This is a genomic window from Nocardia rhizosphaerihabitans, assembly GCF_014646295.1.
Lineage (GTDB): Bacteria > Actinomycetota > Actinomycetes > Mycobacteriales > Mycobacteriaceae > Nocardia > Nocardia rhizosphaerihabitans.
This window is the reverse complement of sequence record NZ_BMNE01000001.1, coordinates 325188-339119: the sequence shown is the minus strand read 5'-3', so window position 1 is coordinate 339119 and position 13932 is coordinate 325188. Positions and strand designations below refer to the sequence as shown.

At 68.7% G+C, this 13932-nt stretch carries 13 protein-coding genes; 8 read left to right on the top strand and 5 right to left on the bottom strand.

What is annotated here, in order from left to right:
- Positions 1–3 precede the first annotated feature (3 nt).
- The 5 genes from IEY60_RS01555 to IEY60_RS01540 all read left to right on the top strand — a co-directional run bounded on the left by IEY60_RS01555 (position 4) and on the right by IEY60_RS01540 (position 4678).
- Entirely contained in the window at positions 4–1815 is a 1812-nt protein-coding gene (locus IEY60_RS01555) for a choline/carnitine O-acyltransferase (protein WP_189023007.1), read from the top strand.
- Positions 1816–2057: 242 nt separating this feature from the next.
- Complete coding sequence (locus tag IEY60_RS01550) at positions 2058–2321, top strand: phosphoribosyl-ATP diphosphatase (RefSeq protein WP_189023005.1); 264 nt, start codon at positions 2058–2060, stop codon at positions 2319–2321.
- A gap of 59 nt (positions 2322–2380) precedes the next feature.
- A complete protein-coding gene (gene hisG / locus IEY60_RS01545) occupies positions 2381–3232 on the top strand; it encodes an ATP phosphoribosyltransferase (protein WP_189023003.1) in 852 nt (283 codons plus the stop codon).
- Between the two features lie 184 nt (positions 3233–3416).
- Positions 3417–3551, top strand: coding sequence for a hypothetical protein (locus tag IEY60_RS36165; protein ID WP_268241448.1), 135 nt, complete (start codon positions 3417–3419; stop codon positions 3549–3551).
- Complete coding sequence (locus IEY60_RS01540) at positions 3551–4678, top strand: YeiH family protein (protein WP_189023001.1); 1128 nt, start codon at positions 3551–3553, stop codon at positions 4676–4678. The genes IEY60_RS36165 and IEY60_RS01540 overlap by 1 nt, the downstream gene beginning before the upstream one ends.
- A gap of 65 nt (positions 4679–4743) precedes the next feature.
- Here the strand turns inward: IEY60_RS01540 and IEY60_RS01535 are convergent, their stop codons facing one another.
- Complete coding sequence (locus IEY60_RS01535; RefSeq protein WP_189022999.1) at positions 4744–5649, bottom strand: RecB family exonuclease; 906 nt, start codon at positions 5647–5649, stop codon at positions 4744–4746.
- Positions 5650–5825: 176 nt separating this feature from the next.
- Here IEY60_RS01535 and IEY60_RS01530 point away from each other — a divergent pair, with 176 nt between their 5' ends.
- Both IEY60_RS01530 and IEY60_RS01525 read left to right on the top strand, forming a co-directional pair.
- Positions 5826–6659, top strand: a complete 834-nt coding sequence (locus IEY60_RS01530; RefSeq protein WP_189022997.1) for a tRNA (adenine-N1)-methyltransferase — start codon at positions 5826–5828, stop codon at positions 6657–6659.
- A 129-nt stretch (positions 6660–6788) separates the two neighbouring features.
- Positions 6789–7298 (top strand): DUF4442 domain-containing protein, encoded by a 510-nt coding sequence (locus tag IEY60_RS01525; RefSeq protein ID WP_189022995.1) that lies wholly within the window; start codon positions 6789–6791, stop codon positions 7296–7298.
- Positions 7299–7303: 5 nt separating this feature from the next.
- Here IEY60_RS01525 and IEY60_RS01520 read toward each other — a convergent pair whose 3' ends face one another.
- Together IEY60_RS01520 and IEY60_RS01515 are read right to left on the bottom strand one after the other, a co-directional pair.
- Positions 7304–8854, bottom strand: a complete 1551-nt coding sequence (locus IEY60_RS01520) for an acyl-CoA carboxylase subunit beta (protein WP_189024761.1) — start codon at positions 8852–8854, stop codon at positions 7304–7306.
- Between the two features lie 150 nt (positions 8855–9004).
- On the bottom strand, positions 9005–9535 hold the full coding sequence (locus IEY60_RS01515) for a WKL family lipoprotein (RefSeq protein ID WP_189022993.1): 531 nt from the start codon (positions 9533–9535) through the stop codon (positions 9005–9007).
- Between the two features lie 192 nt (positions 9536–9727).
- On the opposite strand from IEY60_RS01515, the gene arc reads away from it, so the two are divergent.
- On the top strand, positions 9728–11488 hold the full coding sequence (gene arc, locus IEY60_RS01510) for a proteasome ATPase (protein ID WP_189022991.1): 1761 nt from the start codon (positions 9728–9730) through the stop codon (positions 11486–11488).
- Between the two features lie 306 nt (positions 11489–11794).
- Here arc and IEY60_RS01505 read toward each other — a convergent pair whose 3' ends face one another.
- Positions 11795–12487 carry a peptidylprolyl isomerase gene (locus IEY60_RS01505; RefSeq protein WP_189022989.1) on the bottom strand — a complete coding sequence of 231 codons (693 nt, stop codon included), beginning with the start codon at positions 12485–12487 and terminating at the stop codon, positions 11795–11797.
- Between the two features lie 106 nt (positions 12488–12593).
- Positions 12594–13712 (bottom strand): methyltransferase, encoded by a 1119-nt coding sequence (locus IEY60_RS01500; RefSeq protein ID WP_189022987.1) that lies wholly within the window; start codon positions 13710–13712, stop codon positions 12594–12596.
- Positions 13713–13932: the final 220 nt, after the last annotated feature.

The following is a 13932-nucleotide window of genomic DNA, read 5'->3' as shown; positions in this document are numbered from 1 at the left end:
GGATTGAACCAACCGACGTTCGCCGCCGAAGACAGCCTGCCCCGGGTACCGCTGCCGACACTGGAGGACAGTTGTGCGCGGTTCCTGCAGTGGTGTCAGCCGCTGCTCGGCGCCGACGAACTCGCCACCACCGAGGCCGCAGTAGACGAACTGCTGCGGCCCGGTGGGGCAGGCCGGACCCTGCACGCCGCACTCGCCGAGTACGACGCCACGCCGGGGGTCGGCAGCTGGCTCGACGAGTTCTGGCCGTCGCGGTATCTGGGCCGCCGCGACCGGATCGCGTTGAACGCCAACTTCGTGTTCCTGTTCCGTGACGACACACCGCTGGCCGCCTCGACCGTGGCCGGCCAGGCCGAGCGGGCCGCCGCGCTCATCGGCGCCGCCGTGGACTACAAGCTGGCACTGGATCAGGAGCAGATCCCGCCGGTCACCCAGCGCGGGCAGCAGTTGTCGATGTGGCAGAACAAGTACCTGTTCTCGGAGACCCGCATTCCGGGTGAGGTGCAGGACACCGTCCGCAAGCCCTACAGCCCGGAATGGCCGGGACCGTCGGACGCCCGCCACATCGCGGTCTTCTACCGCGGCAACATCTTCCGGATGGACGTGATCGGACCCGACGGCGCGCCGTACGCGTTCGACGACGTGGCCGACGGGCTGCGCGCGGTCATCAAGGGTGGCACCAGGCCCGCGTCGACGGACACCTCCGTCGGCCACCTGACCACCAAGGCCAGGGCGGAATGGGCGCGCAGCCGGGCCGCGCTGCGCACCGAGGCGGCCAATGTCGCGGCGTTCGACACGATCGAGACCGCGCTGTTCGCGGTGTGCCTGGAGGACTTCGCCCCGCGCGACGAACTGCACGCCTGCGATCAGCTGCTGCACGGTGACAGCGCCAACCGGTACTTCGACAAGTCGGTGTCGTTCATCGTCTTCGCCGACGGCCAGGCGGGCATCAATATCGAGCACTGCGGGCTCGACGGCACCACCGTGCTGTCGTTCGTGGACGCGCTGCTCGAGCGGACCGCGCAGGATCACGCCGCCACCAGCGGCGCCCGCGCCCAGGGACTGCCGCCGGTGGAGCCGATCGAGTTCGTCCTCGACTCGGCCGCGCGCGCCGACATCGCCGCGGCGGGCGCCGACTTCGCCCGCTTCGCCGCCGACACCGCGACCGCGCTGGTCTCGTTCGACGACTTCGGCACCGGCGACGCCAAGAAGCTCGGCATCTCGCCCGACGCTTTCGCCCAGCTGGCCTACCAGCTCGCGCACCGGCGCAGCAAGGGCCTGACCGGCGCCACCTACGAGTCCATCGCGACCCGTCAGTTCCGCAACGGCCGCACCGAGGCCATGCGCGTGGTGACCCCGGAGATGGTGGCGTTCGTCGACGCGATGGTCGACGACACCGTCGACCGCGAGAACAAGCTGGCCGCGGCCCGCACGGCGGCGTCCGCGCACGTCGGCCGGGCCAAGGAATGCCAGGCCGGGCAGGCGCCCGAGCAGCACCTGTGGGAACTGCAGTGGATCCAGCGCCGGCGCGGTGCGGAACTGGGTGTCGCCGACGAGCAGATCGCGCTGTTCGACAGCCCCGGCTGGACGATCATGCGCGACGACTACCTGAGCACCAGCTCGGCTCCGTCGGTGCACATCCGCTACTTCGGTTTCGGCTCCACCAGCCCCACCTGCATCGGCATCGCCTACGTGCTGCTGCCGGACCGCTGGAACATCTACCTGGCCACCCCCAAGTCCGTGGCCGACCAGATGTACGCCTTCGCCGACCACCTGCGCACCGCGGTCGCCGACCTCCGTGAGCTGCTGAGTTAGTCGGCGGCGCGGGCGCCGCGTGTTCGCGGCCCCTGAGGGCCACCGGTCAGGCACCGTTGCTTGCTCCTTCGTCGCCTACGCAACGGCGCCTGACCGGCGACCCGGCCGCGAACCGGCCACTTCGTGGCCGCCGCTCCTCGGGGTCGCGGGTGCGGGGCTGGGGATGCGGTCATGGGCGCTTCCCGCGGGCGTGGGTGCGGTGTGGAAAATGTAGTGGCGGGCGTGTGAAACAATCTTTCCTCGTGAAGAACTTCGAATCCCTGTTCGCCGAGCTGACCGAGCGTGCCCAGACCCGTCCCGAGGGATCGGGCACCGTGGCCGCGTTGGACGCCGGCGTCCATTTCCAGGGTAAGAAGGTGCTCGAGGAGGCCGGCGAGATCTGGCTGGCCGCCGAGCACGAGAGCGACGATGCCCTCGCCGAGGAGATCTCCCAGCTGCTGTACTGGGTCCAGGTGATGATGGTGGGTCGCGGGCTGAAGCTCGAGGACGTGTACCGACATCTGTGACGGCTGATCCGTCCGGTCGACACCTCCTCCCGTCTTCTCCCCGAAAGGACCCCATTCCCATGTTGCGCGTCGCAGTTCCCAACAAGGGTTCGCTGTCGGAATCCGCCGTCTCGATCCTGAGCGAGGCCGGTTACCGCAAACGCACCGACTCCCGTGAGCTGACCGTTCTCGACCCCGTCAACCAGGTCGAGTTCTTCTTCCTGCGGCCCAAGGACATCGCCATCTACGTCGGCTCCGGTGAGCTCGACCTCGGCATCACCGGCCGCGACCTGGCCCTGGACTCCGGTTCGCCGGTCAGCGAGCGCCTCTCGCTCGGCTTCGGCCGCTCCAGCTTCCGCTACGCCGCCCCGGCGGGTGCGGACTGGAAGGTCGAGGATCTGGCGGGCAAGCGCATCGCCACCTCCTACCCGAACCTGGTCCGCGCCGACCTCGCGCGCTTCGGCATCGAGGCCGAGGTGATCCGCCTCGACGGCGCCGTCGAGATCTCGATCCAGCTCGGCGTGGCCGACGCGATCGCCGATGTGGTGGGCTCCGGCCGCACCCTGCGTCAGCACAACCTGGTCGCCTTCGGTGACTCGCTGTGCGATTCCGAGGGTGTGCTGATCGAACGCACCGGTTCCGACCAGAACGACCGGGCGCGCAATCAGCTCATCGCCCGCATCCAGGGTGTCGTGTTCGCCCAGCAGTACCTGATGCTCGACTACGACTGCCCCAAGTCGCTGCTCGACGAGGCCGTCGCCATCACGCCGGGCCTGGAGTCGCCGACGGTCTCCCCGCTCACCGACCCCGACTGGGTCGCGGTGCGCGCCCTGGTCCCGCGCAAGCAGGGCAACGACCTGATGGACCGCCTCGCCGACCTCGGCGCCAAGGCGATCCTGGCCACCGACATCCGCTCCTGCCGCGCCTTCTGACCCGATTCGCCCCGATCCGCGAGGAACGGCCCGACGAGCTAGATTCGCTCGTCGGGCCGTTCGCGTAGTCAGCCGGGTGGGGGCCGTGCTGCGCGAGATCGGTTCAGGGTGAGCACAATCGGTGTGGGGTGGGGGAGTGCGTTGCTACCTTGCGGTTTCTCGATGAGGAACACAAGGAGTCACCGTGTCGCAGACACCGCCCGAGCCGCGGCCGGGTAGCGCATTCACCTGGAACGAGGACTGGCTGGCCACGGCCGTCGGCCTCGCGCTGATCAGCCTCGTGCTGGTCGGGGCGATTCCCGAGTGGCTGGTTCCGTGATGAGCGAGCCGAAGACGACGACCGAAACCGCGGCGCTGCAGGCCAATCCGCGCCCGACGGTGACCGATATCGTGGCGGGGATCCTGCTGGTGCTCGCCCTCGGCGCGCTGACCCGGTTCTTCGATACGCAGGTGCCGCAGTGGGCGGCGGACACGCCGTTCAAACGGGTGGCCAAGACGATCGAGTATCCCGTGTACGCGATCGCGATCGGGCTCGCCGGCAATGTGGTGCTGAGCAAACTGGGTCTGCGGGAACGGCTTTCGGCCGGGTTCCGGACCGAGTTCTTCATCAAGACCGGGGTGGTGCTGCTCGGTGCGTCGATCAACCTGAAGATCCTGGTGACGGCGGCGGGGCCGTCGATCATCCAGGCGCTGGCGTTGATCACCATCGTCTTCGGGTTCACCTGGTGGTTCGGCGGCAAACTCGGGCTCGACGACAAGCTGCGGGCGCTGCTGTCCTCGGCGGTGTCGATCTGCGGGGTGAGCGCGGCGATCGCCGCGGCGGGTGCGGTGCAGGCGCGGCGCGAGCAGATCGCCTACGCGGCGTCGCTGGTGATCATCTTCGCGCTGCCGTCGATCTTCCTGTTGCCCTGGCTCGCCGAGGCTTTCGGCCTGTCCGACGCGGTGGCGGGCGCCTGGATCGGCGGCAATATCGACACCACGGCGGCGGTGGCCGCGGCGGGCGCGCTCGCCGGTGAGGACGCGCTGAAGATCGCCACGATCGTCAAGACCACGCAGAACGCGCTGATCGGGCTCGTCGCGATCGCGCTCACGGCCTGGTTCGCCTTCCATGTCGACCGCACCCCGGGCGCGGCAAGGCCGAGCCTGGGCGAATTCTGGTCCAGGTTCCCGAAGTTCGTGCTCGGCTTCATCGCCGCCTCGATCATCGGCACCCTGTATCTGCAGTCGGTCGACAAGAAGACCGGCGCCGCGCACATCGCGATCGTCAACGATCTGCGCACCTGGTTCCTGATCCTGGCCTTCGTCTCCATCGGCCTGGAGTTCTCGCTACGCGGACTGCGCGAGGCGGGCTGGCGGCCGATCGCAGTCTTCGGATCGGCCGCCGTGGTGAACCTGGCTGTCGGCCTCGGTCTCTCGGTGCTGTTGTTCCGCGACTTCAGCGTGTGATCCCGTCGCGCGGCCGTCGGTGATCGGCGGCCGCGCCGTGCAGGTCCGGCGGGGGAGCCCGGCGCTCAGACGTCCTCGGGCGGCCGCACGTCCGGCAGACCCAGCTCGACCGGTGCCGAATCCTGCTGCGGCCACCCCGGATACGGCGGCGGGGTGCCACCGAACTCCGGGCACAGGCTCTGGAAATCACAGAAGCGGCACATGGCGTTGCGGTTCGGCGGGAAGTCGCCGGTGCGGCCCGCCTCGAGGATCGCCTGCCACAGCGCGATCAGAATGCGCTCGAAGCGCTCCAGCTCCTCGCGGTCGGGGGCGTAGGTGAGCAGTACCTTGTCGGCCAGGTAGATCAGGCGCAGCTGGGCGGGCACGATGTCGCGGGTGCGCAGGATCATCAGCGCGTAGAACTTGAGCTGGAACAGCGCGCGCGCCTCGTGCAGCGGTCCGGGGGCGCGGCCGGTCTTGTAGTCGACGACCCGCAGCAGACCGTTCGGGGCGACATCGATGCGGTCGACGAACCCGCGCAGCGGGATCTCACCGGCCAGATCGACCTCCACCCGCTCCTCGAGCGCGTGCGGCTCGAACCTGGTCGGGTCCTCCAGCTCGTAGTAGCTCTCGACCAGCCGCCGCACCTCCTCGAACAGCGCCTCCGGGCCGCCGGCCGCGACCAGCTGATCGATATCGTCGCGATCGGCGCGCACCCGATCCCACGCACCGGGCACCAGCTCCGCGGCCCGCTGCGGATGACGATCGGCGGCGGGCAGCCCGAACAGGTCCTCGAGCACCGCGTGCACGACGGTGCCGCGCACGGCGGCCCGCGACGGCGGCTCCGGAATCCGGTCGACCGCCCGCAACCGGTACTTCAACGGGCACTGCTTGAAATCGGCTGCCCGCGAAGGCGACAACGCCGGACGCGACCGGCGAACCGGTTCGTCGGCGGTGTCGGCGGCGAGGGATACGGACACGGGCACTGACATACTGCGCAGGGTAACGGCAGCCACCGACACCGATCGCGACGATTCGGTGCGCGCGGCGCCCGCTGCCGAGATCGCGGCATTCCGACGACAACGGGTAGCCGGAGCCGGTCACCCCGTTCGGTGGGTGGTCACGCGGACCTGGCAGGCTGGAGGCTTCATTCGAAGAACGGAGATACATGACGGCCAGACGGACCGGTCCATTCGCCATCGGGGACCGGGTGCAGCTGACCGATGCCAAGGGGCGCCTCTACACGGTGGTGCTGGAGGAGGGGAAGGAATTCCACACCCACCGCGGCGGCATCAAGCACGACGACCTCATCGGTACCGACGAGGGCACCGTCGTGAAGTCCACCAACGGCACCCCCTACCTGGCGTTGCGCCCCCTGCTCGTCGACTACGTGCTGTCGATGCCGCGCGGCGCGGCCGTCATCTACCCCAAGGACGCCGCGCAGATCGTCCACGAGGGCGATGTGTTCCCCGGCGCCCGGGTGCTCGAGGCAGGTGCGGGCTCGGGTGCGCTGACCTGCTCGCTGCTGCGCGCGGTCGGTCCCGAGGGCGAAGTTGTCTCCTACGAGATCCGCGACGACCACGCCGAGCACGCGATTCGCAATGTCGAGACGTTCTTCGGCGAACGTCCGGCAAACTGGTCGCTGACCGTCGCCGACGTCGCCCAGTACGAGGGTGAACAGGTCGACCGCGTGGTCCTGGACATGCTCGCCCCGTGGGACGCGCTGCCCGCCGTGTCCAAGGCGCTGGTGCCCGGTGGCGTGCTGATCGTCTACGTCGCGACCGTCACCCAGCTGTCGAAGGTTGTCGAGTCGCTGCGTGAGCAGGAATGCTGGACCGAACCGCGCTCCTGGGAGTCGATGGTCCGTGGCTGGCACGTCGTCGGCCTGGCTGTGCGCCCCGAACATCGGATGCAGGGCCACACCGCGTTCCTGGTGAGCGCGCGCCGGCTCGCCGAAGGTACCGTCACCCCCAAGCCGCAGCGGCGTCCGTCGAAGGGCTGACGAGGTTTCGGCACCTCGGATCCGGGGCAGCTTTCGATGTGGGCGCGCGAGCGCCCACATCGAAAGCCGCCTCCCGGGGGGGAGCGGTGTGAATCCGGCTCATCGGCCGGGGCACAGGGAGGGAACCCCATGTCGAGAATCGAACCGACCGCCGCGAAGGACCCGTCCGCCGGGACGCTGTATCCCGGTGAGTCGCCGCGGATCTACCGCGCGCTGTTCAACGTCTTCCCGCCGTATCTGTTCGGCGGGGTACGGGTGAAACACATTGCCGCCGACTGGACTTCGGTCCGGGTCGATTACACGGTGCGCCCGTGGAACCGCAACAATCCCAACCGGGCCGCGTTCGGCGGCACCCTGTACTCGATGACCGACCCGTTCTTCGCGATCATGGCCTACGGCCAGCTCGGCCGCGGCTACCGGATCTGGAACATCACCGGGTCCATCGAGTTCCTCGTCCCGGGCCGCGGCACCGTCACCACCACCATGGGCCTGTCGCGCGAGCAGGTCGCCGAGATCCGGCAGGCCACCGAATCGGGGGCGAAGTCGATCACCGAGCACAGCGCCGAGATCGTCGACGGGCGCGGCACACTCGTGGCCCGCGCCGCCCAGCAGCTCTATGTCCGGCGGCTGCCGGACTGAGCGCCTCACACCGGAAACAGGCTGTGCTTGCGGGGATTCGGTTCCACGGACTGCTCCTTCTCCCGCAACAGGCGCAGGGCGTGCCGGATCTCCAGGCGGGTCTGGGACGGCTCGATGACGGCATCGATGTAGCCGCGTTCGGCGGCCACCCAGGGCGTGGCGACGGTGGCGTTGTAATGGTCGATCATCGCCTCACGCACGGCCGGGCGCTGGTCTTCGGGCACCTGCTGGAGTTGCTTGCGCCCGATCAGGTCGACCGCGCTCTCGGCGCCGATCACGGCGATCCGCGCGGTCGGCCACGCGAAGCTGACATCGGCGCCGATCTGCTTGCAGGCCATGAATCCATAAGCGCCCCCGTAGGATTTGCGCACCACGAGATTGATGATCGGCACCGTCGCCTCGATGATGGCGCGAAACACCCGGCCGCCGCGCACGATCACCCCGTTGCGTTCCTCCTCGATGCCGGGCAGCACGCCGGGGGTGTCGGCGACGAAGACCAACGGCAGCCCGAACGCGTCGCAGAGGCGGATGAAGTGGGTCGCTTTGTCGGAGCATTTGGCGTCGATCGCACCGCCGAGCACCAGCGGCTGATTGGCGACCACACCGACCGGCCTGCCGTCGACGCGGGTGAAGCCGGTGATCAGGTTCTGGGCTGTGCCGGAACGGATCTCGTGGAAATCGCCGTCGTCGAAGATCCGCAGCAGGATCTCGTGCATGTCGTAACCCTCCCGATCCGAGTCGGGGATGATCGAGTCGAGTTCCCGGTCGGTGACGGTGGTCTCGGGTTCCAGACCGGGATTGACGATCGGCGGCTGCTCCAGGCAGCTCGACGGCAGGAAGCTCAAATACGCTCTGGCCCAGGCGAAGGCCTCCTCCTCGGTGGAGCTCACGTGGTGGATGGTGCCGTTGCGGACCTGATTGTGCGCGCCGCCGAGCTCCTCCATGCTCACGTCCTCGCCGGTGACGGCCTTGATCACCTCGGGCCCGGTGACGAACATGTACGAGTTCTCCGTGGCGACGAGCACATCGGTGTTGACCGGCCCGTAGACCGCGCCCGCCGCGCACTTGCCGAGCATGATCGACACCTGTGGCACGAAACCCGACAGCCGCTCCTGGCGGCGACTCATCTTGGCGAACCAGGCCAGCGAGGCGACGGCGTCCTGGATCCGGGCGCCACCGGAATCGTTGATCGCGACCACCGGGCAGGCCTTGTCGAAGGCGAACCGCAGCGCGTTCTCGACCTTGCGGCCGAACATCTCGCCCGCGGTGCCGCCGTAGACGGTCTGATCGTGGGCGATCACCACGACGGGCCTGCCGTCGATCAGGCCGCGTCCGGTGACCACCCCGTCGCCGTACATGGCGTTCGGATTGCCCGGCTGCCGGGCCATCGCCCCGATCTCGAGGAAGCTCCCGGGGTCGAGCAGCGCGCGCACCCGTTCGCGGACGCTCGGGATCCCCTTGGCCGCGCGCTTGGCGACCCCGCTCGCCCCCGCGGGTTCGGCGGCTTGCGCCAGCGCCTCCCGCAGCTGCTCCAGCTTCTCTCGCGTACCCGGCATCGCGTCCAGCCCTTCGCCCACACGGTCATGTCTCGCGACACGCTAGGGACGGCCGTCACCGGGAAACGGCGACCGCGGGTTCTCTGTGCAGTTCACAGCGAGCGAAAGGCCCCGGCTGTACTCGCGGACTACCCGGGGCGCGCGCGGGCCTCAGGCGGGCGTGCAGGGGGCCTGGGCGAAGCCGAGCAGCAGGCAGCCGCTGGCGTCGGAGAGCTTCCAGGTGCCGTCGACCTGCTCCCAGGTGACCGGGAAGGCGGGCGCGGTGCCGTGCGGGGAGGTGATGGTGACATCGGCGGTCGCGGTGTTTCCGCTGGTCGCGACGTTGTCGACGGCGAAGGTAAGGGTGTAGCCGGCCAGCATGCCGTTCATCTGGTCGATGTTGGACTTGCGCGCATCGCCGTTGACGATCAGCTTCGCCTTCTCGTCGGTGGACAGCGCGGGATCGGCGAACTTGATCAACGTCGCCTTCAGGGAATCGGCCGTGGGGGCGGCGGCGTTGTCACCGGACGGAGCCGGGGTTGCCGAAATGCTGGACGGAGCGGCCGCGATACTGGTACTGCTGCTGTTGGCGTTCGTCGAGGAATCGTCGGAGCCGCCGCAACCGGTCAGTCCGACGGTGACGGCGAGTGCCGCAGCGGCGGTAGCGACGGTGACACGGATCGTGCGGGTAGGAAGGAGCATGCTCAGCAACCTTTCGGCTCGATGGGCGAGTGCACTCGCCGAGTGCCCCGGGGCGGGGTGTTAGGGGAGCCTAACACGGCCCCGGACCGGCCCATCGCCGTACAAGATGTGATCACGACGAAACCATGTCGGAAAGCGAGAACGGACCGCGCCCGGTAGCGTTGAAAGACCGGGACTGGGAGGAGCAGCATCATGAGCCCCAACGAGAATTCGGATTCGGCGGCCTGGCGAGAGCTCGAGGCGGTACGCGCCGAGGCGGCTGCTCTTCGCAGGCAACTCGCCGACTCGCCGGATCGCGCACGCGAATTGGAAGCACGGATCGATTCGCTGACCATCCGCAACGGCAAGTTGATGGACACGCTCAAGGAAGCGCGCCAGCAACTGATCGCCCTGCGGGAGGAAGTCGATCGCCTGGGCCAGCCGCCCAGCGGCTACGGCATCGTCATCCACAGCTACGACGATCAGACGGTCGACGTGTTCACCTCCGGTCGCAAGATGCGCCTCACCTGCTCGCCCAACATCGACGTCGCGACGCTCGAGTACGGCCAGACGGTCCGGCTCAACGAGGCGCTCACCGTCGTCGAAGCCGGAAAGTTCGACGCCATCGGTGAAATCGGCACGCTGCGCGAGATTCTCGACGACGGCAGGCGCGCCCTGGTGGTCGGCCACGCCGACGAGGAGCGTGTCGTCTGGTTGTCCGGGCCGCTGTCCAAGGTCGCCGAGTACGACGATCTCGACGATCCCGACTCACCGATTCGCAAACTGCGGCCGGGTGATTCGCTGCTGGTCGACACCAAGGCCGGCTTCGCGTTCGAGCGCATTCCCAAGGCCGAGGTCGAAGACCTTGTGCTGGAAGAGGTTCCCGACGTCGACTACACCGACATCGGTGGCCTGGGCCGCCAGATCGAGCAGATCCGCGACGCCGTGGAACTGCCGTTCCTGCACAAGGATCTGTTCCGCGAGTACGCGCTGCGCCCGCCCAAGGGCGTGCTGCTCTACGGTCCGCCCGGTTGCGGTAAGACGTTGATCGCCAAGGCCGTCGCCAACTCGCTGGCCAAGAAGATCGCCGAAGCCCGCGGTGAGGACGCCAAGGAGGCCAAGTCCTTCTTCCTCAACATCAAGGGCCCCGAGCTGCTCAACAAGTTCGTCGGTGAGACCGAGCGCCACATCCGGATCATCTTCCAGCGGGCGCGCGAGAAGGCCTCCGAGGGCACGCCGGTGATCGTGTTCTTCGACGAGATGGACTCGATCTTCCGCACCCGCGGTTCGGGTGTCTCCTCCGATGTGGAGACCACCGTTGTGCCGCAGCTGCTTTCGGAGATCGACGGCGTGGAGGGGCTCGAGAACGTCATCGTGATCGGCGCGTCCAACCGCGAGGACATGATCGACCCCGCGATCCTGCGGCCGGGCCGCCTGGACGTGAAGATCAAGATCGAGCGGCCGGACGCGGAATCGGCACAGGACATCTTCTCCAAGTACCTCACCGAGACGCTGCCGCTGCACGAGAGCGATCTGCGCGAGTTCGACGGCGACAAGGCCGCGTGCGTGGAGGCGATGATCGAGAAGGTCGTCGAGCGGATGTACGCCGAGAGCGACGACAACCGGTTCCTGGAGGTCACCTACGCCAACGGTGACAAGGAAGTCCTGTACTTCAAGGACTTCAACTCCGGCGCGATGATCCAGAACATCGTCGACCGGGCGAAGAAGTACGCGATCAAGTCCGTGCTCGACACCGGTAACCCGGGTCTGCGGATACAGCACCTCTTCGATTCGATCGTCGACGAGTTCGCCGAGAACGAGGACCTGCCCAACACGACCAACCCGGACGACTGGGCCAGGATCTCGGGCAAGAAGGGTGAGCGGATCGTCTACATCCGCACGCTGGTCACCGGCAAGAACGCCTCGGCAAGCAGGGCGATCGACACGGAGTCGAATACGGGTCAGTACCTGTAGAGATCGACACGGAAGGCCGCGTTCCGCCGGGACGCGGCCTTCCGTGCGTCCGGAGTTCTGTGACTTTTTTTCACGAAAACGCCACGCGACTCAGTGTGGATAGGGCACGCTTCACATGTTCGTTACACCTGATGAGGACACGTAAACGAGGAGTGTTGTCATGGCCGGTTCCGCCGCTGAATTGCTGACCGAGATCATCCTGCAGACCATCCAGAACCTGTTCAGTTCGATCAGCGCCGGCTGATCCACCAGCCGTACGACGAGGGCCGCGTCTCCCAGCCGGGAGACGCGGCCCTCGGCCGTTGCTCAGCCCTGTGCGGTGGTCACCGCGTTGAAGACCACATCGGCCACCGGGGTGCCGTCGCCGCCGCCACCGGCGACGCCGGCGTTCGCGATGGTGGTGAGCGCGTCCATGCCCTCGGTGATCCGGCCGAACGGGGTGTAGCTCGGGGGCAGCTGGGTGTCGCGGTAGACCAGGAAGAACTGGCTGCCGTTGGTGCCGGGGCCCGCGTTGGCCATGGCCACGGTGCCCGCCGGGTAGACCGCGCCGGCGAGGTTCTCGTCGCCGAACTTGTAGCCGGGGCCGCCCATGCCGGTCGCGGTGGGGTCGCCACACTGCAGCACGTAGATGCCCTGGGTGGTGAGCCGGTGACAGCGGGTGTGATCGAAGTAGCCCTCACCTGCGAGGAAGGCGAACGAGTTCACCGTGCGCGGCGCCGCGGCGGCGTCGAGCTCGATCGTGACGGTGCCGCAGGTGGTGTCGAGCGTCGCGGTGTAGGCCGCGGCGGGGTCGATGGTGAGGGCGGGCTCGGTGGGCCACTGCTTGCCGTTGGGCGCGCCAGCGGCGGCCGGGGCGCAGCCGGGGACGACCGCCTGGTGGACGGGCACGGCCTGCGCGGCGGGGGCGATCGCGACCAGCGTGGCCACGACGGCGCCGAGGCCGAATGCGGCGCGCCGGGCGGTGCCGGCGATGGAACGGTCCTGCGAATGACTGCTCACCTGGACGGTGTCTCCTCGAACTGGGGTGCTGCCGGACGATGTACCGCGCATCCTGCCAGTCCCGGAGGCCGCGCGGGGAGGGACCGCGGCAACTCGCCGCTCGCGGCTAACGCGCCCGCAACCGCCACAGTGACGTCGTCTCCGCGGTGCGTGCTGCGGCCAGCGGATCGTCGCGGTCGGCGGCGCGCGGATGGCGCGGACGCGTGGTGAGGCGGCCCATGACGTGCAGTCCGGCAGCGTCGAGCAGGCGCGGGATGTGCTCGGCGGGGCGCAGTCCGAGCAGCTCGGCGAGGTCGGAGAGCACCAGCCACCCCTCGCCATGGGGCGTGAGGTGCGCGCGCAGGCCGTGCGCGAATTGGGTGAGCATGGACTGATCCTGGTCGTAGACACCACGTTCCAGGTCGGAGGTCGGCGTGCCGGGCAGCCACGGCGGATTGCAGACGACGAGATCGGCGCGCCCGTCCGGATACAGCGTGGGACCGGTGACGGTGATGCGGTCGGCGTAACCGAGGCGGGTCAGATTGCCGGTCGCGCAGCGCACCGCGCGCGGGTTGATGTCGGTGGCGGTGATCCGGGAGACGCCGCGCTGGGCGAGCAGCGCGGCGAGCACACCGGTGCCGGTGCCGAGATCGAAGGCGGTGCGCACCTCGGGATCCAGCGGCGCGTCCGCGACGAGATCGACGTATTCGCTGCGGGTGGGGGAGAAGACGCCGTAGCCGGGGTAGATCCGGGCGCCGAGCGCGGGCACCTCGACCCCCTGCTGCTGCCAGCGATACGCGCTCAGGACGCCGAGCAGCTCCGGGAAGGCGACGACCCGGCCCGCGCTCGCCGGGCCGTAGGCGGCGGTGCAGGCCGCCTGGACATCGGGCGCGCGACGCAGGTCGAGATCGTTGGCGTCGTCGAGCTGGACCAGCAGGGCGCCGAGAATGTCTGCGCGACTGCGCTTCCTGGCCCGCTCGTGGTCGTAGCGCGCGCTCAGCTCACCGACGGGCGGTGCGGTGGCCGTGCGATCGGCGCGGCGGCCCAGCGCCTGCAACAGCTGGCGGCCGTTGTGGAAATCGCCCTGCCAGAGCAGCGATTCCCCCGCCCGGATCCGGCGATAGGCCTGGTCGGCGGAGAGCCGGTCGTCGGCGATCGAGACGGCGGCCGGTGCGGGCGCGCCGTTCTCCGAATGCCAGCGTGCGGTGTGCTGAATATGGTCTTCGGTCCAGTCGATGGTGGACACGGGTATCTCCCGGTAGTCGGCGGTGCTGGTGACACGACGAGCACTTCGACGCCGGGGGCGAGAGGGAACGCCTCTTTCGCTACCGCGCCGAAATGCGCGAGCCTGCGTCGCCGAGGACCATGCCGAGCGTCACCACTGCTGCCTTTCGAGGGGAGGAACCGTCCAGTCTGCCGCATCGCCGCCCGCCGTCACCGGGCAGGGCGGTGCCGAAGCTTCGATT